Genomic DNA, 26,849 nt, shown 5'->3' on the forward strand with positions numbered 1-26,849 from the left:
GGCGGGGGCGAGAAAGAGGGGCTGAACCCCACCCCCACCCACCCCCCTCGAAGCCGCACCACCCATCCGCCCGAGCGAATCCACCCCCCTGCGCCCAGACTGGAACTATCAGGGCACCCCGAGGCCCACCCAACGGCCCCGGCCCCCCAACACCCGCCGCACGAAGGGTGAGGACATGAAGGGCTACGTCTTCCACGCCCCCGGCCAGTCCACCTGGCAGGAGCTCCCCGACCCCGCCATCGAAGACCCCACCGACGCCATAGTCCGCGTCGACGCGGTCACCATCTGCGGAACAGACCTCCACATCCTCAAGGGCGACGTCCCCGAGGTCCGCCCCGGCACGGTCCTCGGCCACGAAGCGGTGGGCGAGATCGTGGAAACCGGCACCGACGTCCGCACCGTCCGCCCCGGCGACCGCGTCCTGGTCTCCTGCATCTCCGCCTGCGGCCGCTGCGGCTACTGCCGCGAGGGCATGTACGGCCAGTGCCGCGGCGGCGGAGGCTGGATCCTCGGCCACCTGATCGACGGCACGCAGGCCGAGTACGTACGCGTCCCCCACGCCGACCTGTCCGTCCACCCGCTGCCCGGCACGGTGGCGAACGAGGACGCCGTCCTGCTGGCCGACATCTTCCCCACCGCCTACGAGGTGGGCGTGCTCAACGGACGGGTACGTCCCGGCGACACCGTCGTCGTGGTCGGCGCGGGCCCCGTCGGCCTCGCCGCGATCGCCACCGCCCGGCTGTTCGGGCCCGAGCGCGTCGTCGCCGTGGACCGGGCCGCCTCCCGGCTGCAGGCGGCCAAGGAGTTCGGGGCCGAGGCCGTGGCCGACGCGGGCGAGGACCCCGAACAGCTGATCGCGGACCTCACGGGAGGACTCGGCGCCGACGTGGTCATCGAGGCGGTGGGTCTCCCCGAGACCTTCGAACTGTGCACCCGTGTCGTACGGCCCGGCGGACACCTGGCCAACGTGGGCGTCCACGGAGCCCCGGCCACGCTCCACCTCGAGGACCTGTGGATCAGGAACGTCACCATCACCACCGGACTGGTCGACACCCACTCCACCCCCACCCTGCTGCGGATGGCGGCCGCCGGCCGGCTGCCCACCCGGCAGCTCGTCACCCACACGTTCCCGCTCGACCACATGCAGGAGGCCTACGACGTCTTCGGCAACGCCGCCGAGACCGGGGCGCTCAAGGTCGTCCTCGGCGTTCCGCAGCACGAGGTGGTCCCCGTGCATCCCACGGTCTGACGGGCACACGGAAGGATCGGGCCGTTCGGCCCATGCGGGACCGGGGCGGCCGGGTCCACCCTGGAGAAGGACGCCGTTCGGTACCCGCGCGAGGAGGTGACCTCCCATGGCCATGACGCATGGTGCGAGGGTCCGCAGGGTGCGGCTGTGGCGATGGCGGCGCAACCCGCTGCGCCGCCGCAGCGATCTGGTCGAGGCGTGGCTGCTGGCCGCGACGGCCGTCCTCGCCGTACTGCTCGGGGCGCTCTGTGGCCTGGCGGCGGCGGCGGTCGTGGACGGGTCCCTCGCCGAGCGCCGGGAGCGCACCACACCCGTCCCGGCCGTACTGGAAGAGGACGCCGGGTCCCTGTCCGCCCCGGTGACGGAGAACGGCGACGGCGGCGTATGGGCCAAGGTGCGGTGGACGGCCGCCGACGGCAGCACCCACACCGGCAGGGCGGAGGTCGACCCGGGCAGCCCGGAGGGCAGCGAGGTCACCGTGTGGACGGACACCACGGGCCGCCTGGTCTCCGCTCCGCCCGACGGCGCCGAGGCCCGCTTCCAGACCGTGATGTCCGGGGGCACGGTCGCCGTCGCCGCCGGAGGCCTGGTCGTCCTCGCCGGCTGGATCACCCGCTCCCGCATGCAACTGCGCCGTATGACCGAATGGGAAGCGGAATGGCGCCAGGTGGAACCGACCTGGCGCAAACGCATGACAGGCTGACCAGCCACCCCGTCAGGCAGCCTCCGCGTCCTCCCGCCCGCAGTGCAGGAACAGCTGGGGTTCCGGGCGGGCGTCGGGGTGGGTCGGGGTGAACATCACCTTCTGCCGCCACTTCACCGTCAGGCCCGCCTCCCGTACCAGGTTCACGACGTCCTCGGGCGCGAAACTGGTGACCCGTACGTCCTGGCCCATGAAGACACCGTCGAACTCCTCGACGTCCAGCGGCACCGTGGCCAGGACCAGCAGGCCGCCCGGCCGCAGCGCCCTCGCCAGCCGGCGCACCAGCTCCGTCTGTTCCGCGCGGGTCATCTGCAACAGCGCGAAGTACACGCACACCGCGTCGTACGAACCGTCCTCGAGCGGCATCCGCCGGACGTCCGCGCACCGGAATCCGGCGTCCGGCACCTGCCGGGAAGCGATCTCCACCATCACCGGGGACACGTCGACGCCCAGCACCCGATGGCCCGCCCCCGCGAGCACGGCGGCAGTCGGGCGGCCCGTCCCGCTGCCCACGTCCAGCACGCTGCTGCCGGGCGCCAGCTCCCCGAGCAGCCGGTCCAGCGAGCGGCGGTGGGCGGGGGAGGAGGCGAACGCCTTCTCGTACTCGCCGCCCAGCGCGTCGAACACCGCAGCCGCCGGTGACCCGTGATCCTCGTCGAACAAGACACACCCCGTCCGTCGCGTACCGATGCGGGGCATCGTGCCATCCCCGTCCCGCCGTCACAACGGGCCACGGACACCGCCCGTGGCGGCTTGCGGGCGCCCGGACCGGCACGGCAGGGTCGGGGTGTGCCGACACTGCTGATCGTCCACCACACGCCCTCGCCCAACTGCCAGGCGATGTTCGAGGCCGTCCTCTCCGGGGCCACCGACCCGGAGATCGAGAATGTACGGGTGGTACGGCGCGCGGCGCTGGCCGCCACCCCCGCCGACGTCCTGGAGGCCGACGGCTATCTCCTCGGCACCCCGGCCAACCTCGGCTACATGTCCGGGGCGCTCAAGCACTTCTTCGACCAGGTCTACTACCCGTGCCTGGACACCACCCGCGGCCGGCCCTTCGGCTACTACGTGCACGGCGGGAACGACGTCACGGGCGCCGTCCGGGGCATTGAGACGGTCACGACCGGCCTCGGCTGGCGCCGCGCCGCCGACGCCGTGACCGTCACCGGCGAACCCGACAGGGCCGCCGTCGAGCGGTGCTGGGAACTGGGGGCCACGCTCGCCGCCGGCCTGATGGACTGAGCCCCGCCCCAGGTTCCGTCAGGTCTTGTCCAGACGCCGCCGGTCCTGCTCGTCCCAGGCCCGGGTGTCACGCGGCTGCGTGTACGGCTCCGCCTCGGGCGGATGGCCCCCGGCGATGGCCCGCTGCCGGGCGATCTCCGCGTCGAACTCCAGCCCCAGCAGAATGGCCAGATTGGTGATCCACAGCCAGATCAGGAACACGATGACGCCCGCCATCGTGCCGTAGGTCTTGTTGTACGAGCCGAAGTTGGCGACATAGAGGGCGAACCCGGCGGAGGCGAGCAGCCAGATCAGCAGTGCCAGGAAACTGCCCGGAGTGATCCACCGGAACCCCTTGACCTTGGCGTTCGGGGCCGCCCAGTACAACAGCGCGATCATGACCACGACCAGCAGTACCAGCACCGGCCACTTGGCGATCGACCACACGGTCAGCGCGGTGTCGCCCAGCCCGAGCAGATCGCCCGCCTGACGGGCCAGCCCGCCCGTGAAGACCACGATCAGCGCACTGATCACGGCCATGATCATGAGCGCGACCGTCACCCCGAGCCTGACCGGCAGCACCTTCCACACCGGGCGCCCCTCCGGCATGTCGTACACCGCGTTCGCCGCGCGCATGAACGCCGCCACATAGCCCGACGCCGACCAGATGGCCAGCACCAGACCGATGACCGCCACGAGCGACCCGACGCCCGCGTTGCCCTGCAACTGTTCCACCGCCCGGGTGATGATGTCGCGGGCCGCGCCGGGGGCGGTGAGCTCACGGAGGTTCTCCAGCACCTTGTCCGTCGTGGACCTGCCGGTCAGTCCCAGGATCGACACCAGGGCCAGCAGCGCGGGGAACAGTGCCAGCACGCCGTAGTACGTCAGGGCGGCGGCCCGGTCGGTGAGCTCGTCGTCCTTGAACTCGCGCAGACTGCCCTTCAACGCCGCGCCCCACGCCCTCTTCGGCAGCTTGGCCGGTGAGTCGGGCGCCGCCCGCTCCACCTCGTCGCCGGGCCCGGGTTCGCCCTCCGCGTCCGTGTCGGTCCCCCGTCCCGGAGAGGGCTCCCGCGTCGCGTCGGGCGGACGGGGCTCGTCCGTCGCGCTCTGCCGGTTGTTCCGCCCGGGGATATGCAGCTTCATGCGCGCCGGGTAACCAGACAGCGACGGACCAATCCCGGGGTCCACGTCCCGAATCGGCCGGACAGGGTTGTGGGAGCGCTCCCAAGGATGCAGGATCGGGGCATGACCGAGCCCCCCAGGATCCGCCCGTACCGCCGCGAGGACCGGCCGGCCCTCGACGACATCTGCGTCCGCACCGCGCACAACGGTCAGGACAGCCGCCCCCATTACGCCGACCCCACCGTCTTCCCCGACACGTTCGCGGCCCCCTACGTCCATCTGGAGCCGGAGCTGGCCTTCGTGCTGGACGACGGTACGGGCCGGGCGGTCGGGTACATCGTGGGCGCCGCCGACACCGTCCGCTTCGCCAAGGCGTTCCGCGCCGCGTGGCTGCCCCTCGTCGCCGACCGGCACCCCGCGCCGTCCGGCCCGCCGGCCACCCCCGACGAGACCATCGCCCGGCTGCTGCACCACCCCGAGCGGATGATCGTCCCGGAGCTGGCCGAGTGGCCCGCCCATCTGCACATCGACCTGCTGCCCGACTGGCAGGGACGCGGTCACGGCCGCCGGCTGATGCGGACCCTCCTCGAAGCCCTCAGGGACAGGGGGGTGCCGGCCGTCCACCTGGTCATGGCGACGGCCAACAAACCCGCCCGGGGCTTCTACGACCGTATGGGATTCACGGAGATCGAGGTGCCGATGGACGACTCGGTGGTCTGCCTCGGCCGCACGACCCACGGTCTCGACGGACTCTGAGGAGCCGGCGCCCGCCGCTGTCGAAACGCGTCGAACACGCCACGAGTCGTACGGAAGTGGCGCGAATCCGTGTTGCCGCTGCGCCGCGAGGGGCGCAGCCTGTGGACTGGGAGCGCTCCCATGAACGTCGTGGGAGCGTGCGCCCGTATCCCCACAACCCCCACAGCGGAAAGAAGGCACCATGACTTGGCATGGTCATGACTCATTGCCGTTGCGGTCCCGGCTGTCGCTCGCGCTGACCGCCGTCGCCGCCCTGCTGCTCTGTCTGATCCCGTGGAGCGGCACCGCCGTCGCCCACGGCTCGGTGATCGACCCCGCGTCCCGCAACTACGGCTGCTGGCAGCGCTGGGGGAGCGACTTCCAGAACCCGGCGATGGCGCAGGAAGACCCGATGTGCTGGCAGGCGTGGCAGGACAACCCCAACGCCATGTGGAACTGGAACGGCCTCTACCGCAACGGCTCCGCCGGCAACTTCCAGGCCGTCATCCCCAACGGCCAGCTGTGCAGCGGCGGGCACACCGAGGGCGGACGCTACAACTCCCTGGACACGGTGGGTGCCTGGAAGACCACGAACCTGGACGACAATTTCACGGTCCAGCTGTACGACCAGGCCAGCCACGGCGCGGACTACTTCCTCGTCTACGTCACCCGGCAGGGCTTCGACCCCACCACCGAGCAGCTGGGCTGGGACGACCTCCAGCAGGTGGCGCGCACCGGCTCGTACGCGCCCAGCCAGAACTACTCGATCCCGGTGAGCACCTCCGGCCTCAGCGGCCGCCACATCGTCTACACGATCTGGCAGGCCTCGCACATGGACCAGACGTACTTCCTCTGCAGTGACGTGAACTTCGGCTAGATTCACGGCACTTCATCGCACCCGCCCCCAAGTCCCCGCCGGATCGCCCGAGTCCGGCGGGGACCGCGTGTGTGGGGCCCGGGATTCCTGAGATTCGGAAAAGAATCCGTGAGGTGTTTGAACACGCGGCGGCCCCCCTGCGTATGGGGCGTGGGAATCCCCTGCCCACCCCCCGCAACAGAAGCGTAGGAGTACTGCCTTGGCACGCAACACACGCAGACGCCCGAAACAGCGCGCGACTCTCGCCGCATTCGCCCTGATCCTGGGCGGCGGCGGGATGATGGCGGCCAACGTCTACGCTTCCGCCACGGAGGAGAGCGGTCAGGGCGACGGCCAGGCGCAGGTCTTCTCGGGCGCCACGATCGACTGTCCGGACGTCGCCACCGAGCTGACGGCGGTCCCCGATGAGGCGCGGGCGGAGGTGGACAAGGAACTCGCCGGTCTGGACGCGCAGATCGCGGAGGCCTACAAGAAGCTCGGCGAGTCGGCCGACGCCCTCCGCCAGGACCCGGCCTTCGCGGAGAACGCGATCGCCAAGCCGCTCGAGGAGAAGCGTTCCGCGACCCTCGCCCGGATCGGGACCGCCATCGACCGGGTCGGCGACCGGCCCGAGGGCCTGGAGGAACTCGCCGACTGCGCGGTGCGCGAGTCCGGCAACGCCCCCGCACCGCAGGAGGGCGAGGGTGAGGGCGAACAGGCCGGCGAGGGCGAGCAGGCCGGCGACGGTCAGGACCAGCCGGGTCAGGATCAGGGCCAGCAGGAGCAGGACCAGGACCAGGGCGGGAACGGCGGGGCGGCCGGCAATGGGCCCGTCGCCGGTGACTACGTCGACATCGAGAGCGTCCAGCCCAACGTCGCCAAGCCCGAGCTGTCGGGCAAGGCCTCGCGCGGCACGTTCGTCAGCGAGTGCGGTGTCAACGCGAACGGCATCTTCAACTCCGACAACGTGATCGCCGCTCCGGGTGTCGGCAACGGCGCCCACCACTTCCACGACTACATCGGCAACCAGGTCACCAACGCCTTCTCCAGCGACGACGACCTGGCGGCGGCCGACACCAGCTGCGAGGACCAGGGCGACAAGTCGTCGTACTACTGGCCCGTGCTGCGACTGCAGAACGGCACCGAGGAGAAGGACGCCCAGTCCCCGGGCGGCGGCATCGAGGGCAACGTCGGTGAGATCGTCACGCCCAAGGACGTCACGCTGACCTTCGTGGGCAACCCGCAGGGCGAGGTCACGGCCATGCCGCGGCTGCTGCGCATCATCACCGGCGACGCCAAGTCGTTCGTCAACGGCCCGGCCAACGCCAACGCCTCCTGGAGCTGCACCGGGTTCGAGGACCGGCAGCTGACGGACAAGTACCCGCTGTGCCCGCAGGGCAGTGACGTGGTCCGCAGCTTCGACTTCCAGAGCTGCTGGGACGGCCGCAACATCGACAGCGCCAACCACCGTACGCACATGGCGTTCGCCGACGCGGCCGGCAACTGCCCGTCCGGCTTCAAGCCGGTGCCGCAGCTGGTGCAGCGCATCGTCTACGACGTCGACGCGCCGAGCCTGAACGACGGCGGCAAGACCACCGCACTGTTCGCGGTGGACGCCTTCCCGGAGCAGCTGCACAAGCCGATCACGGACCACGGCGACTTCATCAACGTCTTCGACGAGGACCTGATGAACGAGATGGTCGACTGCATCAACGAGGGCCGCGAGTGCGGCGCCGGCACCGGCAACGGCGGTGGCGACAACGGCGGTGACAACGGCAACGGCGGTGGCGACAACGGCAACGGCAACGGTGGTGACAACGGCGGCGACCAGGGCGAGGAGCCGCAGCAGCCGGGCCAGGGCGGCGACGACAACCAGGACGACGGTAACCAGAACAACGGCGGCGGCGACCAGGGCAACGGCGGCGACGACCAGGCCGGCGGCGACCAGGGCAACGGCGGCGACGACCAGGCCGGCGGCGGCAACCAGGGCGGCGACGGCGCGCAGGAAGAGCCGTCGCAGGACCCCGCCGCCGAGCAGCCGGACGTCAAGGCCTCGACCCCGGCCGGGAACGGCGGCGACGACGGCGACAAGGGCGGCAAGGACAACGGCGGTCAGGCGGCCGGAGCCGCCGAGGTGCCCGGCAGCCTTCCCGAGCTCGAGGCCGAGAACCAGGCCGAGGCCCAGGGCGGAGGCGGCAGCCTCGCCGAGACCGGTGCCCAGCTCTGGCCGGCCGCGATCGGCGGGCTGCTGGTGATCTTCGGCTTCTTCGTCCTGCGCAGCGTGCGGCGCGGCGCGGCCTGATCCTCCGCGGCGGGGGCAGGGTCCCCCGCGACTCGTGAACGGCGGCAGGTTCCCTCACGGGGCCTGCCGCCTGGCGTTTTTCTCCCCCTCCGCGTCGATGTGCGGCAGTACCCGGTCCAGCCACCGCGGCGTCCACCAGGCGTGCCGCCCCAGCAGGGTCATCACGGCGGGCACCAGCAGCAGCCGTACGACGGTGGCGTCGATGAGGACGCTGACCGCCAGCCCCAGGCCCAGCATCTTGACCACGACGTTGTCGCTGACGACGAACGCCGCGAACACGCTCACCATGATCAGCGCGGCACAGGTGATGACCCGCGCCGTGATCTCCAGCGCGTGGGCCACCGAAGCCCGCGCGTCCCCCGTGCGCAGCCATGCCTCGTGGACGCGGGAGAGCAGGAAGATCTCGTAGTCCATGCTCAGGCCGAAGATGATGGCGAACATCATCATCGGCACATAGCTCTCGATCGGCACCGTGCCGGAGACCCCGAGCGCCGGCCCGCCCCAGCCCCACTGGAAGACGGCGACGACGACGCCGTACGAGGCCGTGATGGACAGGACGTTGAGGACGGCCGCCTTGACGGCGACGAGCAGGCCGCGGAACACGGCGAGGATGATCAGGAAGGCCAGGGCGACCACCACGGCGATGATCAGCGGCAGCCGTTCGGCGACGATGTCCCGGAAGTCGACCTGCGCGGCCGTCGTCCCGGTGACGTAGGTGGAGGCGTCCGTGCCCCGTACGGCGTCCGGAAGGGTGTCGTCGGTGAGGCGGTTGGCCAGGTCGGTGGTCGTCGCGCTCTGTGGAGACTCCTTCGAATACACCGTGCCGACCAGGACGTCCCCGTCCTGCGTGGCCGTCAGCGGGGTGACGGCGGCCGCCCCCTGGACGCCGTCCAGCGTCTTCTGCGCCTGCGAGGCCAGGTCGGAGCGCTGGTCGTCCGGTACGGAGGACTGGTCGACGACGACGGTGAGCGGGCCGTTGGAGCCGGGACCGAACGCGTCGGTCATCAGATCGTAGGCCCGGCGGTCGGTGAACGAGGTGGGGTCCGCGCCGTCGCCGATATGGCCGAGCTGGATGGAGAACACCGGGACGGCGAGGACGGCGATGGTGGCGACGCCCGCCGCCAGGAACGACCATGGCCGGCGCTCCACCCGCTGGGCGTACCGGTGCCAGGTGCCCCGCGGTTCGGCGCCGGGCTCCGCGTCGGTCTCGGCCACCGGCCGGCGCACCCGGTAGCGGTCGATGCGTCTGCCGATCAGACCCAGCAGCGCAGGTACGAGGGTGAGCGCGCCGGCGACCGCGGAGACGACGGTGACGGCGGCGGCCAGCCCCAGCTTGGAGATGAACGAGACGCCCGACACGGACAGACCGGCCAGTGCGATGATCACCGTGCAGCCGGAGACGAGCACGGACCGCCCGCTCGTCGCGGTGGCGTGCCCGGCGGCCCCCACCGGATCCCTGCCGTCCATCACGTCCTGCCGGTAACGGGTGATCAGGAACAGCGCGTAGTCGATGCCGACACCGAGGCCGATCATCGTGGCCAGCGTCGGCGAGACCGTCGCGAAGGTGAACGCCGCGGCCAGCAGCCCCAGTACGGCGAGTCCGCCGACCACGCCGATCAGCGCCGTCAGCAGCGGGATCCCGGCGGCGAGGACACTGCCGAAGCCGATCAGCAGGACCACGATCGCGACCGCGAAGCCGATCAGCTCGCTCACCCGGTCGTCCGGGGCGGGCCGGGCCAGTTCGCCGAGCGGACCGCCGTACTCGACCTCGGCGCCGGCGTTCCGCAGCGGCTGTACGGCGCCGTCCACGCCGTGGAGGTAGCCGTCGCCGAGGGTGGAGGGCTGGACGTCGAAGCGGACGGTGATGTAGGCGGTCTTCTTGTCGGAGGAGAGCGGGCCGACGTTCGGCTGGGACGGGGGCTGGTCCCCGGAGAGCGGGTTCTGTGCGGACAGGACGTGCGGGAGCTTTTCCAGGTCGGTGACGGTGGTCGACATCTGGTCGTCGAACGCGGTGAGCTGCTGCTGGTCGTCGTGCAGGACGATCTGGCTGCTGTAGCCGCCGGCCTGGGGGTCGTGCCGCTGGAGGACCTCGATGCCCTTCTGGGACTGTGAGTCCGAGAGGGTGAAGTTGTCGGAGTACGTGCCGCCGGTGGTGCGGCTGAGGATCTGCAGGGCGAGGAGGGCGACCAGCCAGGTGATGACCACGATCACGAAGTGGCGGGCGCACCATTCGCCCAGGCGGCGCAGGGCACCAGGTGGCATGGGCGCGTCTCCTCTGCCCGGCCGGGCGGATCCCGGCACCCCTTCATTACAGATGCGCACCGTTGACCCGGCACCTCGGCCTCGTACGGTGGGATGTCTCCTTCGCCCCCGCCGCCCCTTCCCGTTCCCGTCCCCCGGGGGGCGCTGCCCCCGGACCCCCGCTCCTGAGGCGGCGGGGGCGAGGACACTAGTGGTACGCCGTCAGCAGCAACGCCACGTCGTCCGGGCGGTCCTCCGTCCGGCGGGCCGTTTTGATCAGCAGGTCCGCGAGGGACTCGACCGAATCCGACGGCCCACGCGCCAGACACCGCCGGATCACCTCGATCCCCGTCCCGATCTCACCACCGGGCGTCTCCACCAGCCCGTCCGTGTACAACGCGATGACACTCCCCGGCGCCAGCGTCAGGGCCGTGACCGGATACTCCGCCCCCGCCTGTACCCCCAACAGCACCCCGCCCTCCAGCTCCAGAGTCTCCGTGTGCCCGTCCGGATGCCGCAGCAAGGGCGGCGGATGCCCCGCCCGCACCGCCAGCGCGCGCCCACTCGACGGATCGAGCTCGATGTAGCAGCAGGTGGCGAAGAGATCCGTCTCCAGCTCCGCCAGCAGCCGGTTGGTGTGGGTGATGACCTCCTCCGGCGGCCGCCCGCTCGCGGCGAAGGCCTGCACCGCGCTGCGCAGTTGCCCCATGACGGCCGCCGCACCCACGCTGTGCCCCTCGACGTCACCGATGACCAGCGCCACCCCGCGCCCGGTCCTGATCACGTCGTACCAGTCGCCTCCGATGGCCATGCCCTGGGTGCCGGGCAGATAGCGGCCGGTGGTCAGGATGCGGTCGATGACGGGCAGCCGGCGCGGCAGCAGTCCCTCCTGCAGCCCGCGCGCCACGGCCGACTCGGCGTCGTAGAGCCGCGCGCGCTCCATCGCCTGCGCGGTCAGCCCGCCCAGCGCGGTCAGCGCGGTGCGCTCCTCCGGAGTGAACCGGTGGGGCGCGTTCCAGCCGAGGATGCAGGAGCCGATCGGATGGCCGGAGGCGATCAGCGGCAGGAACGCCCAGGCGCTCATCGGGTCCAGGAGAAGCTGCGGATAGGCGTTGACGAGCGCTTCCGGGGACTCGAAGAAGAGCGGGAGCCGGGTGGTCAGGGCGTGCACGCCGGGCAGGTTCGCGTTGAGCGGCACCCCTTCGAAACTGTCGAGGAAGTGCTCCTGGTAGCCGGACTCCCACAGCAGGTACATCCGGTCGTCACGGATCGTGTAGAGGGCGATCTCCTGCGCGCCGAACGCGGGCAGCAACTGCTCCGCGACGGCCGTGCACACATCCCTGACCGTGACGGCCTCGGTCAGCACGCTGGCCATCTGCACGACGTGGTACAGGGCTCCCGCGCGGGCCGTCGCGACCACATCCGAGGGCGGCGCCGCGTTCTCCCCGCCGGGCGGCGCCAGGGGCCGGCCCCGCTCGGCCCCGACGGGGGCGCTGGTACGGAACACCCTGCCGGTCAGCCCGTGCACCCCGGGATAGAGCACGAACCCCAGCCAGACGTCCTCCGGGTCCTGCACCAGGTACGACACCGGCTCCTGCGACAGCATCGCCGCCCGGTAGCGGTCCTCGTACGCCGGATCGCGCAGCCAGGTGAGCACCTCCCACGGATAGTGGCCCAGCATGCGTTCCAGTTCGCAGCCCAGCAGCTGCTGGCAGCGGCGGTTGGCGTAGACGACCCGGCCGTCCTGGTCGAGGGAGAACACACCGTCCGGCAGCCGCTCGGCGGCCTCCGCCGCGACGATCCCGCCGGCCGCGTCGACGAGGGCGCCCACCAGCAGCCGGGTGGCCCCCTCCGCGCGTACGACATGTCCCCACAGTTCGACCGGACGGTAGCGGACCCGTCCGTCGTCCTGGGGCTCCTCCAGCACCCTGAAGTGCCGGGATCTGACCTGTCCGGTGTCCGCCGCCTCCCGCCGGGTCGCCCGCAGTTCGTACAGGTCGTCGGGGCAGACCCGGTCCTCGACCTCCGCCATCGTGCCGCCGAACTCCTCCCGGGCCACGCCCAGGAGGGACAGGGCGTCGTCGTCCCCGGACCAGCGGTCGCTGTCCAGGTCCCACTCGACCATGCCGACCGCCACGGCCCGTGCGGGCGGTGTGGGCAGCCGTACGCTGACCGGCTGGTCGTCGTAGTCGATGCCGTACGCCACCGCGTCCGCGCCCTCCCTGCCGGGCATCCGGCGGGCGAATCCGGTGAGCCGCGCCTCCAGGTCCCGCCCCGCGTCGTGCAGCGCCGCCCGCACCACCTGCTCGTCCACCGGCTCCCGGGCGGCCGAACGCAGCACGCACAGGACACCCACGGGCTCCCCGTCGACACGCACCGGGTGGAAGGCGGAGCCGAACGGGTACGGCAGCGCCGCCGTGAACTGCGGGAAGCGCAGCATCATGGCCCGCTGGTCCGGCAGCCACAGACTCTCGCTCCTGCGGTACGCCTCCGACATGGGCAGCGCGCCGCCCACCGGCACGCGCCACCACGGCATCAGCAGCGACCGGGGGACCCCGGCCACCACGCACAGCACCAGCGAGCGCCGGTCCGGGGAACGCAGATACACCAGCCCGCCGTAACCGCCGACGTCCCGGACCGCGGCCACCACCGGCTCCGCGATGACGTCCTCGATACGGGCGGCCGGGTGCACGGTCCTCAGCTCGTCCGGATCCGTGCCGGTGCCGAGCACGCCCGCCGGCCACTCCCCGCGCGGTTCGGCGGCTGCATCATCCATGTCGCGCCCTCCCGGTGCGGACACACGGGACGTTCGTTCGCTCACCACCAGGATGTGCCATGCCGGGCGGTCCGGCGACGTGGGGCCGCAACCTTACGGGCATCCCGGTCGTCTCACCCCATAGCAGAAGGATGCGAGCCCAGGGGGCTGAAAATGCTACAAAAGCGAATGATCTGCGCGACTCTCGTACTCGTGGGCGCCACGCTGACCACGGCGGCCGTCCCGGCGGTCGCCGCCCCGGTGGCGGCGGCCGGGGCCACGGCCTGCCCCACCGGCTGGGGCAGCCTGCCCAGGACGGACTCCGACAGTACGACCACGCCGGTACGGGACATCAGGACCGGGCGGCACGACTGCTACGACCGCATGGTCGTCGACCTGCCCGGCGCCGAGCGCGGTGCGATCGGCTACTCCGTCCAGTACGTCGACCGGCTCCACCAGGACGGATCGGGCCGGCACATCCCCGTCGCGGGCGGCGTCGTCCTCGAGGTCCGGGTGGCCGCGCCCGCCTACGCCCCCGAGACCGGCGAGTCCACCTACCCGGCGCGCGCCGGAGGCACCCTGCCCGGCGTGGACCTCACCGGGTACCGCACGTTCCGGGACGCGCGGTTCGCGGGCAGCTTCGAGGGCGAGACCCAGATCGGGCTCGGGGTGCGCGCGCGGCTGCCGTTCCGGGTGCTGCAGCTCGACGGCCATCTCGTGATCGACGTCGCCCACGACTGGACCGGCGGCCGCTGACCGTCCGCCGCCGCGCGGTCACTCCTTCAGGGTGCCCGTGTCGCGGACCCGGCGCGCCACCTCGCGCAGCTTGGTGTTGGAGCGCTGGGAGTGGGTGCGCAGCAGGTCGAAGGCCTGGTCCTCCGTCACATGGTGGCGGCCCATCAGGATGCCCATCGCCTCGCCGATGAGATGCCGCGTGGCGATGGCCTCCTGGAGCTGTTCGTCGGTGCGGGCGCTGGAGAAGGCGACCGCCGCGTGGGAGGCCAGCAGCCAGCCGGCCGTCTCGCTGTCCTCGGTGAACATCCCGGGCTTGCGGGAGTACACGTTGAGGGCACCCAGCTCCTCCTCCCGCGTGTACAGCAGGAAGCCCATCATGCTGCCCACGCCGAGTTCCCGGCAGTGGGGCACGAAGGAGGGCCAGCGTTCGGCGGGCTCGGTGAAGTCGGGAATGCGGAACACGCGTTCGGCGCGGTCGGGCCGGGCCGCGTCGAAGCAGGGGCCTTCGCGCAGGCGCTCCTGGAGACGGTCGCTGTCGTTCACCAGTTGCTCGGTGGGCGCCAGCGAAGTCACCCGGTCCCCCCGCAGTACCAGGATTCCGGCGGCGTCACAGCCGTCGACGAGCTCCACCGTCGAACCCGTGATCTGTTCCAGGGTGGAGTCGAGGGTGTGCTCGGCCAGCAGGTCACGGGCCATGGAGGCCATCTGCTGCGCGAAGTACCGCCAGTCCACGCTCCGCCTCCCGGTCCACGCCGCCGGCCGCCACCGCCCATCGTGGCATGCCTGCCCCCGCGGCACCTGTCCATGCCGCCGTTGTCAGTGGGGGATGTCACCCTGCCGGTATGGACGAACTGGAGTTCATGCGCGGCAGGGTCTACGGCGCGGACCACGACGACCCGTCCCCGCGCGACGACCGCACCTATGCGGAACTGTCCGGCGGCCCCCTGGACGGCCTCCTCCTGGACATCACGGACCTTCCCGAACAGGACCTCCGCCACGGCGTGACGCTCCCCACGGAAATAGGCCACTACGGCCCGGGCGCCCACACCCACTACACCCCCCGCACCCCAACCTCCCGCACCTACGACTGGCACGGCGACCTCCCCTAACCCCCACCGCGGGGCCCCAGCCCCACCCTCCCGCGGGCAGTCGTGCCGCTGGGGCGGCGAACCGACCCCCGCACCGTCCGTTCCCGCGGGCAGTCGTGCCGCTGGGGCGGCACGGGTGGGCGCGACGGCACCCCGCAAGCGCCGGGCCGCGCGAGCACCCCCCGGTCCACCCCCACGCGGAGCACCCCGCAAGCGCCGGGCCGCGCGAACACCCCGGCCGGCCGCCACGCCGGGCAACGCCCGCCCTCACACACGGCACCCCAAAGCGGGGCACCAGGGGGCACCCCGGGTTGACCCCCGTCAGATGGGGCACTCAGTGCTCACCGACACCCCCCACCGCCCCGGGAGGCCGACGTGGCGGTCCGCCATCGTCTGATCCGCACACCCCCGCACACCGTCTGGTCCGTCCTCGAGGACGGCACCCGCTACGCGGAATGGGTCGTAGGCACAGCGACCTCGAAACCCGTCCACGGACACTGGCCCAGCCTCGGCTCGGCGATCGGCTTCGAGGTCCGCCTAGGCCCCCTGAGCCTCACCAACGAGACCGTCGTCCGCCGCTGCGTCCAGGGCGAGATCCTCGAACTGGAGGCCAAGGCCGGCCCCCTCGGCACCGCCCGCATAGCCATCGAGCTGCGCCCCTGGGGCGACCACTGCCTGGTGATCGTCGACGAACACCCCCTGCGCGGCGCCGGCGGCCTGGTGCACAACGTCGCCGTGGAGGCCCTGATCCAGCTCCGCCACCGAGCCATGCTCGCCAGGCTGGCCACCCTCTGCGAAACCCAGGAAGCCGAGGCCGAACACCACCGCACACTGGGCCAGGTCGTCTCCACCGACCCCGCCCCCGACGGCGGAGGCCCCCGTGCCTGACGCCGTGGTCATAGGCGCCGGCCCCAACGGACTCGTCGCGGCCAATCTCCTCGCCGACGCCGGCTGGAGCGTCGAGGTGCTGGAGGAACAGCCCGTCCCCGGCGGCGCCGTACGGCACGACCGGGGCGTCGAGCCCGGCTTCGTCAGCGACCTCTGCAGCTCCTTCTACCCCCTCGCCGCCGCCTCCCCGGTCCTCGCCGGTCTGCGCCTGGAGGAACACGGGCTGCGCTGGAGCCACGCCCCGCAGGTCCTCGCCCACCCGCTGACCGACGGCAGGTGCGCGGTCCTCGACCGCCGTATCGACGCCACCGCCGACTCCCTGGAGGCCTTCGCACCGGGCGACGGTGCCGCCTGGCGCCGGCTGCACGAGGTGTGGGAGACCCTGCGGCCGGCCCTCGTCGACGCCCTGTTCACCCCCTTCCCGCCGGTGCGGCCCGCGGCCCGGCTGGCCGTCCGGCTGCGCGGCACCGGCGGGCTGCGGATGGCGCGCACCCTCGTCCTGCCGGTACGCCGGCTGGGGGAGGAGGAGTTCCGCGGCGAGGGCGGAGGACTGCTCCTGGCCGGCAACGCGCTCCACGCCGACCTCGCCCCGGAGGCCGCCGGCAGCGGAGGCTTCGGCTGGCTGATGTCGATGCTCGCACAGACGTACGGCTTCCCCGTCCCGGCCGGCGGCGCCGGAGCCCTCACCGAGGCCCTGACGCGCCGCCTGCGCGCACGCGGCGGCGTGCTGCGCTGCGACACACGCGTCGACCGGATCCTGGTACGCGACGGAAGGGCGGCCGGAGTGCGCACGGCGGGCGGCGACACGGTCCGGGCCCGCCGTGCCGTCCTCGCGGACGTGGCGGTGCCCGCCCTGTACCGCGAACTCCTCGGTCCGGACGACGTCCCCGCCCAGCTGCTGTCCGACGTACGGCGCTTCCAGTGGGACTTCGCCACCTTCAAGGTCGACTGGGCGCTGGACGGCCCGGTGCCCTGGCGGTGCGAGCAGGCCGCGGGCGCCGGAACCGTCCATCTCTCGGACGGCCTCGACGAACTCACCCGCTTCGCCGCCCAGCTCGCCACCGGCAGCGTCCCGGACCGCCCGTTCTGCCTCTTCGGCCAGATGACCACCGCCGACCCGTCCCGCTCCCCCCGCGGCACCGAGTCCGCGTGGGCCTACACCCATGTGCCCCACGACGTCACCGGCGACGCCGGCGGCGAGTCCCTCACCGGCGGCTGGGACGCCAGGGAGCGGGAACTGATGGCCGACCGTGTGGAGCGCCAGGTGGAACGCTTCGCGCCCGGCTTCCGGGCACGGGTGCGGGCCCGGCGCGTCCTCGCGCCGCCCACCCTCCAGGCCCTCGACCGCAATCTGCACGGCGGCGCCATCAACGGCGGCACGGCGGCCATGCACCAGCAACTGCTCTTCCGCCCGCTCCCCGGTACCGGGCGCCCCGAGACCCATGTCAAGGGCCTCTACCTGGCGTCCGCCGGCGCCCACCCCGGCGGTGGTGTGCACGGCGCACCGGGCGCCAACGCCGCACGGGCCGCGCTGCGCCGGCCGTTCGCGCCGGTCCTGGCGGGCACCCAGCGGCTGCTGGCCCGCCGCGACCGCACCGGCCGCAGACGACCCGGCACGTACGACGGCGGCAGCACATGACCGATGTCCGACGACCCCCTCGATCCCCGGCGGAGGCGAGACGATGACCCCACCCGACGACGGCCCCGACCTCGCCCACCGGCGCCCCGAGGGCGTCGGCGACACGACGGTCGCGGCGCTCGGCTCCCTGTCGAAGGCACTGGAGACGACCGAGCGCGCCCGCGGCCACCTCTACGGCTTCCACCAGCTCACCGGCACCGCCGACCTCGAACTCGACCGCGCCGTCGAACTGCTGACGGAGGCCGGCCATCCGGACTGGGCGGAGACGGTACGCACCCAGGTCCTGGGCCGCAACGTCATCCCCGGACGCTGGACGTTCCAGATCGTCGAGGACTACGACGCCACCTACTACGAGCCGTTCAAGGAGATCGAACGGGCCGCAGTCGAGGAACTCGCCGAAGGCCGGGAGCATCTCCACGAGGCCGAGATGAAGGAGGCCCGCCGGACCGTCGGCCACCCCGACCACACCGCCCGGCCCGGGCCCGGCGAGGGGAGCCGGGGATGAGCGGCGGCCCGCTGCGTGACCGTACCGTCGTGATCACGGGCGCCGCCCGCGGTATCGGCGCGGCCCTGGCCCGCGACCTCGCCCGGCGCGGTGCCAGGATCGCGCTGCTCGGCCACGAGGGACCCCTGCTGGCCGCGGTGGCGGACGGTCTGCCCACCCCGGCCCGGGTGTGCGAACTCGACATCACCGACGAGGCCGCGCTGGAGCGGGCAGCCGTGGAGATCGGCGCACACCTCGGTACCCCCTCCGCCGTGGTGGCCAACGCCGGCGTCGCGGAGGGCGGTCCCTTCGTCACCTCGGACCCCGCCGTGTGGCGACGCGTGATCGACGTCAACCTGACGGGCAGCGCGGCCACCGCCCGCGCCTTCCTGCCGGACCTGATGGCGACGCAGGGCTACTACCTCCAGGTCGCCTCGCTGGCCTCGATCGGCGCCGCCCCGATGATGAGCGCCTACTGCGCCTCCAAGGCGGGCGTGGAGGCCTTCGCCCACTCCTTGCGCGCCGAAGTGGCACACCACGGCGTCGCCGTCGGGATCGGCTATGTGAACTGGACCGACACCGACATGATCCGGGACGCCGACCGCCATCCGGTCCTGCGCGAGCTGCGCGGGCACATGCCACCGCCGGCCCGGCGCCTGTACCCGGCGGACCGCGTCGCAGCCCGGCTCGGCGCCGGGGTGGAGCACCGCAGCACGGCCGTCTACGTGCCCCGCTGGCTGCGTCTGGCCCAGGCGGCGCGCGCCGCGCTGCCCCCGGTCGTCCTGCGCGTGTCCCGCCGGGAGCTGGCCCGCCTGGAGGCCGAGGACCCCCTGCGGCACACCGGGCTCCTCGGCGCCGGCGGCGCCGCCGACCTGGCGGGGCGCCCCACGCGCCCCTGACACCGGCCGGTCAGCCCGGGAAACGCCCCGTGGACCGCAGCGACCAACGGCGCTCCGCATAGGCCAGGTCGTCGCGCCACAGCCGCCCCGCCACGGCCCGTACGAGCGGACGCAGCAGCGGCGCGGCCCCCCGCGCCAGGGCGAACCCCGGACGGCCGGACGCCGCCACCACCGCCTCGACGACCGCCGTACGGGGCCGTCCGCGGTCGTCGGACCCCAGCGGAGTGGCGTGCGACTCGACGACCGACCCCGCACCCTCCCCCTCGGTGATGTGCATGACGACGGTGCGCGGCTCGGGAGCGGTGAACACCGCGCGGACCGGCACCACCAGCCGGCCCGCCACCTTGAACGACACGTCCACGGTGAAGCCGTCCTCCGAGCCGTCCCCGCTGGCCACGCCGTCCGGAGTGCCCGTCACCGTGAGATCGACGAACGAGTACGGGTGCAGCCAGGCCCCGTGCCAGGGGTCCAGCCGGTTGGCCACCACGTCCTCGGGCTCGCACACCCCCACCGTCGTGTGGACGGCCGTCAGGGCACGCCCCCGGGCCGGCCGCAGCGGCACCACCGGCGCGTCCAGCGGCGGTTCGCCGCCCGCCGCGTCCAGCCGCACCCACAACAGCACGCCGTCGTCGTACGCCGGGAACGGCTCCCAGCCGGCGAAGGACCCGCCGTCCAGGGCGAGTCCGTGCCAGCGGCACACCAGGGTGCCGCAGCGCACGCGGCCGTCCCCCAGGGGCGCTCCCAGATGCGGGCAGATCCCGGGCCCGGCGACCGGGCGGCCCGCCGCGTCCCGCCACAGCACCACCTCCCGTCCCGCCACGGTCCGCGCCAGCGGACGGTCGTCGCGTACGGCGCGGGAGGCGCCGACGACGTACCAGTTCCCGGACGGACGCGCCCGGGCCCGTTCCAGTGCCCCGGCGATCAGGGCCGGCCGGGCCTCGCGCCAGGTGGGGGACTGCCGTTCCCACGGCACCGCGTGTCCGCGCACGGACAGCGGCAGGCGCCGCCGCCCGGTGCTCACACGACCACCTCGGGAACCGGCGGGCACGGGCGGGACGGCAGGACGTCCGGACGCCGGCCGCCGCCGTGGGCCCGCACCCGCGCGGCGGCCACCCGCGCGAGGCCGTCCGCGGCCACCACGGCACGGTGCCGGCGCGGCACCACCGCCCGCCGGTGGAGCACCGACCAGCCGTCGCGCGCCACCGCGTCCAGGATCGAGCCGTACAGCACGAACGCCGCGCGGATGCACGGCCGGGACACCGGGTCGAGCATCGCCAGCCCCGGTGCCGCCTCCCGGTACACACCGCGCGTGAGTGCCCCGAACTCCTTCAGCGCGGAGGTGACGCGCCGGTCGCGGCGGCCCGTGTCCCGGCACCAGCGCAGCAGTGCCCGGTGGGCGCCGTGCGCGGCGAGCAGGTCCGCGGGCAGGTACACCCGGCCCCGGTCGAGGTCCTCGCCCACGTCCCGCAGGAAGTTGGTCAGCTGGAAGGCGACCCCGAGGGCGGCGGCGTGCGGGGCGGCCGTCTGGCGCGGGACGACCGTGCCGAGGACGGGCAGCATCTGCAGTCCGATGACCGCCGCCGAGCCGTGCATGTAGCGGCGCAGACCGGCGTAGTCGGCGTAGTCGGTGACCACCAGGTCGGAGCGCATGGCCGTCATGAAGTCGGTGAAGTGCCCGTGGTCGATGCCGTACCGGTGTGCCGTGTCGGCGACCGCGCGCACCACGGGCTCGTCGCTGTCGCCGTCCCGCAGACCCCGGTCCAGTTCCCGCCGGAGCGCCGACAGTTCGGTGTCCCGGCGCGCGGTGCCCGCCCCCGTGCCGAGCGCGTCGACGATGTCGTCGGCCCAGCGGGCGAAGCCGTACAGGGCGTGCACGGCGGGCCGCCGTTCGACCGGCAGCAGCCGGGTGGCGAGGAAGTACGTCCTGCCGTGCCGGGCGTTGAGCGCGCGGCAGTGGCGGTAGGCCTCGCGCAGCGCCGGATCGGTGACGCCGGCCGCGTCGAGTTCACGGTCGGTCATACGGCGGCCTCCTGCGTGGGGGTGAGTGGGCGGCGCGGCGGTCGCGGGCCGCCGGTGATCCGTGCCGCGGCCAGCTTCCCGGACAGCAGCACGGTCGGCACGCCGACACCGGGGGTGGTGCCACAGCCGGCGAGTACGGCGTTCTCGGTGCCGCGGACCAGATTGCGGGGCCGGAACGGTCCCGTCTGGGTGAAGGTGTGGGCCGTGGCGAACGGCGTACCGGCCGCGTGCCCCTGCGCGTGCCAGTCGGCGGGGGTCACCACGCACTCCGCCTCGACGGCGGCCCCGAGCCCGGCGAGGCCGCGCCGCTCCAGCTCCCGCAGCAGCGCGTCCCGGTAGCCCGGCGCCAGGTCCGTCCAGGCGGCCGGGCCCGGACCGATGTCGGTGTTGGGGCAGGGCGCGAGGACGTAGTGCAGATGACGCCCCGGCGGGGCGAGGGAGGGGTCGGTGGCGGTGGGCCGGGTGATGAGCAGCGACGGGTCGCTCATCAGCCGTCCGGTACGGGTGAGCTCGTCGAAGGTGCCGTGCCAGGCGGCGCCGAAGGAGAGGGTGTGGTGCGCCAGCTGCGGCCAGGTCCGGTCGGTGCCCAGGTGCAGCACGACCGCGGAGGGGGAGTGCCGCAGCCGTACCGGGCGGCGGGGCCGGCGGCCGAGGAGCGCGTAGGCGACGGGCAGGTCCGGGGTGAGCACGAGCGCGTCGCAGGGGACGCGGCCCCGGTCGGTGACGACGGCGGTGATCCGGTCGCCGGAGCGTTCCAGGCGGGTCACCTCGTGGCCGAACCGGAGATCGGCGCCCGCGCCGGCGGCGGCGTCCGCCATGGCCCGGGGCAGCGCGTGCATCCCGCCGCGCGGGAAGTACACACCGGCGACCGTGTCCATGTAGGCGATGACGGCGTACGCGGCCAGCGCGCGGGCCGGCGGGACACCGGCGTACAGGGCCTGGAAGGTGAAGACCCTGCGCAGCCGCTCGTCGCGCAGGAACCGCCCCACGCGCGCGTCCAGCCGCCCGAAACCGCCGAGCGCCGCCAGCCGTACGAGGTCGGCGCCGAGCAGACCGAGGGGCGAGTCGAAGTTGGCGTCGATGAAACGGCGCGTCTGGGCGCGGTGCAGCCGTTCCAGCCAGTCGCGCAGCCGCACATAGCCCGCCGCCTCACGGGCACCGGCGAACCGCTCCACCTCCGCGGCCATCGCCTCGGCCCCGGTGTGCACGTCGAGGCTGCTGCCGTCGGCGAAGCCGGCCCGATACGCGGGGTGCAGCGGGATCAGTTCCACCCGCTCGCGGAGACTGTCGCCGACCGCGGCGAACGGCTCGTCGGCCAGGTCGGGCATGGTCAGCACGGTGGGGCCGGTGTCGATCCGGTACCCGTCGAGCAGCATGCGCCCGGCACGCCCGCCGGGCGCGGCGTCCCGCTCGACGACGGTCACCCGCCGGCCGGCGCCCAGCAGATGCAGCGCCGCCGACAGCCCGGCCAGCCCGGCCCCGACGACCACGACATGATCCGTCCGCCCCGGGACCCGGCGGCTCACCGACCGTCCCCCTCGCCGGGCACGGAACCCGCACCACGACAACCACCGGCCCCTCCCGCCGCCGCCCCGCCCGACCCGGCGACCCGGCTCCCGACCGGATTCGCCCCGGCCGACGGCCCGTCGTACAAGGCGGTCACGGAATGCCGCCCGGTCCTGGCCGGCGAGGGCGCGGGGAGGGTGACGCGACGAGGCCGTGCGCCGGTCGCCGCGGGAGTGCGGCTCCCGGCGCCGGAGGGACCTCCCCCTGCCCCCTCCGTCGTGCCCGCCCCGGCGGACGGCCCGTCGGGTGCGGGCGCCCCTCCGGCGACCCCCGGACGCGCTCCGCGCTTCACGCGGTCGGACCGCACCCGGACGGAGGGACCCGGCGGGCCCGCCGGGCGCGGCGCGCACGGTGGAACCGCCGGGTCGTGGACCTTGGCCTCGGTGGGGCGCATCGCGGTTGCTGTCCTCTCGTCGGCACGGCACATCGCTCCGGCAGGCCGGACGACCGGCGCATGCCTTCCCCTCCACGCCCGTCGTCTCACACCCGAGTGACCCGGATCCGACCGGGCACACGGACGGACACACCGGCCGGACACGCGCAGGACGAACCACAGGAGGGAGGCGCCGTCGTGCTGGAGGCGGACGTCGCCATCGTCGGAGCCGGAGCGGCCGGACTGTCCCTGGCCCACCGCCTGGCCGACGCCGCGCCCCGCGGACCGTCCGTCGTCCTGCTGGACGCGCCGCCCGGCCCGCTGCGGCCGCCCCGGCGCACCTGGTGCTTCTGGGAGCCCGGCCGCGGCCGCTTCGACGCGGCGGTCACCGCGTCGTGGCAGCACCTCAGGGTGCGCCACCCCGCCGGCGCCGCGGTCGACGGCGACATCGCGCCGCTGCGCTACAAGATGCTCCGCTCCGACGACTTCGAACACCTCGTCGCACGCCACCTGGCCGCCCGCCGGACCGTGCGACGGCTGGAGGCCACCGTCGACACCGTGGAGGACGTCCCCGGCGGAGCCCTGGTCCGGTTCCGGGACGGCGACGGAAGCCCCCGGACCGTGCGGGCCCGCTGGGTCTTCGACTCCCGCCCCCCGGGCAGCCTGCCCGCCGCCCGCACCACGCTGCTCCAGCACTTCCACGGCTGGTTCGTCCGTACCGACCGGCCCGCCTTCGACCCCCGCACCGCGGAGCTGATGGACTTCCGCACCCCGCAGCCCGGCCGCGGACTGTCCTTCGGCTACGTCCTGCCGGTCGGCCGGCACGAGGCCCTCGTGGAGTACACCGAGTTCTCCCCCCGCCCCCTCACACCGGCCGGCTACGAGACGGCCGTACGCCAGTACGCCGAGGAGGTGCTCCGGCTGGGCGAACTCCAGGTGCTGTCCACCGAGACGGGCGTCATCCCGATGACCGACGCCCCGATGCCCCGGCGGACCGGCGAGTCCGTCTTCCGCATCGGCGCGGCCGGCGGCGCCACCCGCCCCTCCACCGGGTACACCTTCGCCGGACTCCAGCGCCAGACACACGCCGTCGCCGCCGCCCTCCGCCAGGGCCGCCGGCCCGTGCCGCCCCCCGCCCACTCGGCCCGCTCCCGCGCCATGGACGCCGTACTGCTGCGCGCCCTGGACAGCGGCCGGGCCGACGGGCCCGCGCTGCTGTGCCGGCTCTTCGCCCGGGTGCCGATGCGGCGGCTGCTGCTCTTCCTCGACGGCCGCACCCGGCTGCACCAGGACCTCGCGATCGGTCTGCGCACGCCCGTCGGACCGATGCTCCGGTCGGCGCTGGAACTGCCCGGCCTGCCCCGCCGCCCCTTCGACGGCCCCTGACCCGCCCACCCGGCACCCCGCCCCGGAGGTCCCATGACCCTGCTGCGCGACGAGCGGCTCGCCGCCGCCTTCGACCAGGCCGCCCGCCGTTACGACACCCTGGTCGCCGCCAACCCCGGCTACCACGCCCACCTGCGCCGCTCCGCCCGACGTCTCGGGCTGCCCCACGGGGGCCGGGGACTGCGCGTGCTCGACCTCGGCTGCGGCACCGGCGCCTCCACCGCCGCGCTCGCCGCCGTACTGCCGGACGCGCGGATCACCGCGGTGGACGCCTCCGCCGGCATGCTGGAACGGGCCGCCGCCAAACCCTGGCCGCCCGGTGTCACCTTCACCCGCGCCCGCGCCGAAGGGCTCGCCGAGGCCGGCGTGGACGGGCCGTTCGACGCGGTCTTCGCCGCCTACCTGTTCCGCAACGTCACCGACACCGACGCCGTGCTCACCACCGTGCGCGGACTGCTCGCACCCGGCGGACGGCTCGGCGCCCACGAGTACGCCCTCGGCGGGCGCCGCGTGGACCGGGCCGTGTGGAACCTGGTGTGCCGGGGCATCGTGCAGCCCGCGGCCACCGTGCTCGGCGACGGCGAGCTGTACCGCCATCTGCGGCGCAGCGTCGTCGAGTTCGACACCGCGGACCGCTTCGCCGGCCGGCTGCGCGCGGCCGGTTTCGAGGCGGTGCGCGTCCTGCCCCTGCCGGGATGGCAGACGGGCATCGCCCACACCGTCGTCGGCCGGCGGCCCCGCACGGAGAGCGGGGCCGAGGAATGACCCGCCCCCGCCGCCCGGACGCCACCCGGCACGGCCGGGACCGCCGCGCCCGGATGCTCGCGCCCCCGCCCGGGGTCCGGAGGATCGAGGGCACCCGCCCCACGACCGCCGTCGTCGGCGGCGGCATCGCCGGACTGGCCGCGGCGACCGCGCTCGCCGAGCGCGGCGTCGCCGTGACGCTCTACGAACGCGAACCCTTCCTCGGCGGACGGGCCGGAGGCTGGCCCACCCGCCTGGCGGACGGTACGCCGGCGACCATGAGCCGGGGCTTCCACGCCTTCTTCCGTCAGTACTACAACCTGCGCGGCCTGTTGCGTCGTACCGACCCCCGCCTGGAGCGGCTCACCGGGCTGCCGGACTACCCGCTGTGGCACAGCGACGGACTGCGGGACGGCTTCCGCCACGTCCCGCGCACCCCGCCGTGGAGTGCGCTCGGCTTCGCCGCCCTCAGCCCCTCCTTCCGCCTGCGCGACCTGCGCCGTTTGCGCCTGCCGGCCGCCCTGCCGCTGTTCGACGTGCGCGTACCCGACGTGTACGCACGCCTGGACGGCGTCAGCGCCCACGACTTCCTCGACGCGGTCGGCTTCCCGCCCGGCGCCCGCCATCTGGCCTTCGAGGTGTTCTCCCGCAGCTTCTTCGCCGACCCCCGGCGGCTGTCGGCCGCCGAGATGGTCCTGATGTTCCACATCTACTTCCTCGGCTCCGCCGAGGGACTGCTGTTCGACGTGCCCGGCGCGCCCTTCCCCGCCGCCCTGTGGGATCCCCTGGCCGGCTATCTGCGCCGGCACGGCGCCCGGATCCGCACCGGCACGGCCGTCGAGCACATCGCCCCCACCGGGGACGGCGGCCACGAGGTCGCCACCACCGCGGAGGAGAGCCGTCACGACACCGTCGTCCTCGCCCTCGACGCCCCGGGACTGCGCCGCCTGGTGGCCGGCTCCGGCCGGCTGGGCGACGGCCCGTGGCGGGAACGGGTCGCGGCGCTGCGCGACGCCCCGCCGTTCCTGGTCAGCCGCCTGTGGCTGGACCGGCCCGTGGCACCCGACCGGCCCGCGTTCCTGGGCACCGGCGGCTACGCCGGCCTCGACAACATCAGCGTGCTGGAGCGCTACGAGGACGAGGCGGCGCGCTGGGCCGCCCGCACCGGCGGCTCCGTGGTCGAACTCCACGCGTACGCGCGGCATCCCCGGGACTCGCGCGAGACCGAACAGAAGGCGCTGATCGGCGAGCTGCACCGCGTGTACCCGGAGACGGCCGGTGCCGGGATCGTCGACGCCCGCCACCTGTGGCGGTCCGACTGCCCGCTGTTCCCCGTCGGGGGGTACGCCGGCCGGCCCACGGTGCGCACACCGGACCCCGCGCTGGTGGTGGCCGGCGATCTGGTGCGCACGGGACTGCCCGTGGCGCTCATGGAACGTGCCGCGACCTCCGGGTTCCTCGCCGCCAACGCGCTGCTGGAGCGCTGGGGAGTGCGCGGGCAGACCCTGTGGACGGTGCCCGGCCGGGGGCGTGGCGTCCTGCTGCGGTCCCTGGCCCGGCCGGCCGCCGGGGTCAGGCGCGGGTGAGGTGGTCGAACACGTCGGTCCGGCGCGGGCGGCGCTCTGGGAAGGGCGGCGGGCCGTCCGGGCGCAGGGCGGCGTCGGCGGCGGCGCAGCGCCGGCGGACCATGAGCGGCGCGGCGGGGCCGGACCCGGGCGCAAGATGTCCGCCGGACCGCCGGAGCCCGGCCGCACCCCGGACGGGGCGGCAGGCCCGGTCAGGTGCGCCACCACGCGGGCGCCGTCGAGTTCACCGGTCACCCGCACGGTCGGCGTCGCGGTGTC

The 26,849-nt window shown here is 73.8% G+C and carries 23 protein-coding genes; 15 read left to right on the forward strand and 8 right to left on the reverse strand.

Annotated elements, in window-relative coordinates:
* Positions 1-175 precede the first annotated feature (175 nt).
* Together ACGFR9_RS08115 and ACGFR9_RS08120 are read left to right on the forward strand one after the other, a co-directional pair.
* Positions 176-1,249: a zinc-dependent alcohol dehydrogenase family protein gene (locus tag ACGFR9_RS08115; protein ID WP_393204092.1), complete on the forward strand. Its 1,074-nt coding sequence runs from the start codon at positions 176-178 to the stop codon at positions 1,247-1,249.
* A gap of 106 nt (positions 1,250-1,355) precedes the next feature.
* Positions 1,356-1,952, forward strand: coding sequence for a hypothetical protein (locus ACGFR9_RS08120; RefSeq protein WP_393204094.1), 597 nt, complete (start codon positions 1,356-1,358; stop codon positions 1,950-1,952).
* A gap of 12 nt (positions 1,953-1,964) precedes the next feature.
* Here ACGFR9_RS08120 and ACGFR9_RS08125 read toward each other — a convergent pair whose 3' ends face one another.
* Positions 1,965-2,651, reverse strand: coding sequence for a class I SAM-dependent methyltransferase (locus tag ACGFR9_RS08125; protein WP_393204096.1), 687 nt, complete (start codon positions 2,649-2,651; stop codon positions 1,965-1,967).
* A gap of 90 nt (positions 2,652-2,741) precedes the next feature.
* Here ACGFR9_RS08125 and ACGFR9_RS08130 point away from each other — a divergent pair, with 90 nt between their 5' ends.
* Entirely contained in the window at positions 2,742-3,194 is a 453-nt protein-coding gene (locus ACGFR9_RS08130; protein WP_393204098.1) for a flavodoxin family protein, read from the forward strand.
* Positions 3,195-3,212: 18 nt separating this feature from the next.
* Here ACGFR9_RS08130 and ACGFR9_RS08135 read toward each other — a convergent pair whose 3' ends face one another.
* The gene (locus tag ACGFR9_RS08135) at positions 3,213-4,316 is read right to left on the reverse strand and encodes a YihY/virulence factor BrkB family protein (protein ID WP_393204100.1); all 1,104 of its coding nucleotides are present in this window, start codon (positions 4,314-4,316) and stop codon (positions 3,213-3,215) included.
* 102 nt (positions 4,317-4,418) lie between these two features.
* On the opposite strand from ACGFR9_RS08135, the gene ACGFR9_RS08140 reads away from it, so the two are divergent.
* The 3 genes from ACGFR9_RS08140 to ACGFR9_RS08150 all read left to right on the forward strand — a co-directional run bounded on the left by ACGFR9_RS08140 (position 4,419) and on the right by ACGFR9_RS08150 (position 8,188).
* Positions 4,419-5,051 carry a GNAT family N-acetyltransferase gene (locus ACGFR9_RS08140; RefSeq protein WP_393204102.1) on the forward strand — a complete coding sequence of 211 codons (633 nt, stop codon included), beginning with the start codon at positions 4,419-4,421 and terminating at the stop codon, positions 5,049-5,051.
* A 181-nt stretch (positions 5,052-5,232) separates the two neighbouring features.
* Positions 5,233-5,907, forward strand: coding sequence for a lytic polysaccharide monooxygenase (locus ACGFR9_RS08145; protein ID WP_393204104.1), 675 nt, complete (start codon positions 5,233-5,235; stop codon positions 5,905-5,907).
* 277 nt (positions 5,908-6,184) lie between these two features.
* On the forward strand, positions 6,185-8,188 hold the full coding sequence (locus ACGFR9_RS08150) for a DUF1996 domain-containing protein (protein WP_393205176.1): 2,004 nt from the start codon (positions 6,185-6,187) through the stop codon (positions 8,186-8,188).
* A 54-nt stretch (positions 8,189-8,242) separates the two neighbouring features.
* Here ACGFR9_RS08150 and ACGFR9_RS08155 read toward each other — a convergent pair whose 3' ends face one another.
* Positions 8,243-10,450 (reverse strand): MMPL family transporter, encoded by a 2,208-nt coding sequence (locus tag ACGFR9_RS08155; protein WP_393204106.1) that lies wholly within the window; start codon positions 10,448-10,450, stop codon positions 8,243-8,245.
* 187 nt (positions 10,451-10,637) lie between these two features.
* Positions 10,638-13,205 (reverse strand): SpoIIE family protein phosphatase, encoded by a 2,568-nt coding sequence (locus tag ACGFR9_RS08160; protein ID WP_393204108.1) that lies wholly within the window; start codon positions 13,203-13,205, stop codon positions 10,638-10,640.
* A 153-nt stretch (positions 13,206-13,358) separates the two neighbouring features.
* Here ACGFR9_RS08160 and ACGFR9_RS08165 point away from each other — a divergent pair, with 153 nt between their 5' ends.
* Positions 13,359-13,940, forward strand: coding sequence for a hypothetical protein (locus ACGFR9_RS08165; RefSeq protein WP_393204110.1), 582 nt, complete (start codon positions 13,359-13,361; stop codon positions 13,938-13,940).
* Positions 13,941-13,958: 18 nt separating this feature from the next.
* On the opposite strand, the gene ACGFR9_RS08170 is transcribed toward ACGFR9_RS08165, so the two are convergent.
* Positions 13,959-14,651: a GAF and ANTAR domain-containing protein gene (locus tag ACGFR9_RS08170; RefSeq protein WP_393204112.1), complete on the reverse strand. Its 693-nt coding sequence runs from the start codon at positions 14,649-14,651 to the stop codon at positions 13,959-13,961.
* A 110-nt stretch (positions 14,652-14,761) separates the two neighbouring features.
* Between ACGFR9_RS08170 and ACGFR9_RS08175 the strand changes: the two genes are divergently transcribed.
* From ACGFR9_RS08175 to ACGFR9_RS08195, 5 genes are all read left to right on the forward strand, one after another.
* Complete coding sequence (locus tag ACGFR9_RS08175) at positions 14,762-15,028, forward strand: hypothetical protein (RefSeq protein WP_393204114.1); 267 nt, start codon at positions 14,762-14,764, stop codon at positions 15,026-15,028.
* Positions 15,029-15,382: 354 nt separating this feature from the next.
* On the forward strand, positions 15,383-15,895 hold the full coding sequence (locus ACGFR9_RS08180) for an SRPBCC family protein (protein WP_393204116.1): 513 nt from the start codon (positions 15,383-15,385) through the stop codon (positions 15,893-15,895).
* Positions 15,888-17,534, forward strand: a complete 1,647-nt coding sequence (locus ACGFR9_RS08185; protein ID WP_393204118.1) for a phytoene desaturase family protein — start codon at positions 15,888-15,890, stop codon at positions 17,532-17,534. Before ACGFR9_RS08180 ends, ACGFR9_RS08185 begins: the two co-directional genes overlap by 8 nt.
* A gap of 43 nt (positions 17,535-17,577) precedes the next feature.
* On the forward strand, positions 17,578-18,039 hold the full coding sequence (locus ACGFR9_RS08190; RefSeq protein WP_393204120.1) for a hypothetical protein: 462 nt from the start codon (positions 17,578-17,580) through the stop codon (positions 18,037-18,039).
* Positions 18,036-18,917, forward strand: a complete 882-nt coding sequence (locus ACGFR9_RS08195) for an SDR family oxidoreductase (RefSeq protein ID WP_393204122.1) — start codon at positions 18,036-18,038, stop codon at positions 18,915-18,917. Before ACGFR9_RS08190 ends, ACGFR9_RS08195 begins: the two co-directional genes overlap by 4 nt.
* A gap of 10 nt (positions 18,918-18,927) precedes the next feature.
* Here the strand turns inward: ACGFR9_RS08195 and ACGFR9_RS08200 are convergent, their stop codons facing one another.
* From ACGFR9_RS08200 to crtI, 3 genes are read right to left on the reverse strand one after another with little or no spacing between them, the layout of a single operon-like run.
* Positions 18,928-19,938 carry a DUF5914 domain-containing protein gene (locus tag ACGFR9_RS08200; protein WP_393204124.1) on the reverse strand — a complete coding sequence of 337 codons (1,011 nt, stop codon included), beginning with the start codon at positions 19,936-19,938 and terminating at the stop codon, positions 18,928-18,930.
* The gene (locus ACGFR9_RS08205; protein ID WP_393204126.1) at positions 19,935-20,936 is read right to left on the reverse strand and encodes a phytoene/squalene synthase family protein; all 1,002 of its coding nucleotides are present in this window, start codon (positions 20,934-20,936) and stop codon (positions 19,935-19,937) included. The genes ACGFR9_RS08200 and ACGFR9_RS08205 overlap by 4 nt, the downstream gene beginning before the upstream one ends.
* A complete protein-coding gene (gene crtI / locus ACGFR9_RS08210; RefSeq protein ID WP_393204128.1) occupies positions 20,933-22,462 on the reverse strand; it encodes a phytoene desaturase family protein in 1,530 nt (509 codons plus the stop codon). The genes ACGFR9_RS08205 and crtI overlap by 4 nt, the downstream gene beginning before the upstream one ends.
* A gap of 611 nt (positions 22,463-23,073) precedes the next feature.
* Between crtI and ACGFR9_RS08215 the strand changes: the two genes are divergently transcribed.
* Genes ACGFR9_RS08215 through ACGFR9_RS08225 form a run of 3 tightly spaced genes read left to right on the forward strand, consistent with a single transcriptional unit; the run spans position 23,074 to position 26,591 of the window.
* Positions 23,074-24,261, forward strand: a complete 1,188-nt coding sequence (locus ACGFR9_RS08215) for a lycopene cyclase family protein (RefSeq protein WP_393204130.1) — start codon at positions 23,074-23,076, stop codon at positions 24,259-24,261.
* 33 nt (positions 24,262-24,294) lie between these two features.
* On the forward strand, positions 24,295-25,026 hold the full coding sequence (locus tag ACGFR9_RS08220) for a class I SAM-dependent methyltransferase (RefSeq protein WP_393204132.1): 732 nt from the start codon (positions 24,295-24,297) through the stop codon (positions 25,024-25,026).
* Entirely contained in the window at positions 25,023-26,591 is a 1,569-nt protein-coding gene (locus ACGFR9_RS08225; protein ID WP_393204134.1) for an FAD-dependent oxidoreductase, read from the forward strand. Before ACGFR9_RS08220 ends, ACGFR9_RS08225 begins: the two co-directional genes overlap by 4 nt.
* The last annotated feature ends 258 nt before the right edge of the window (positions 26,592-26,849 follow it).

It is taken from the genome of Streptomyces sp. NPDC048584, assembly GCF_043199595.1.
GTDB lineage: Bacteria > Actinomycetota > Actinomycetes > Streptomycetales > Streptomycetaceae > Streptomyces > Streptomyces edwardsiae.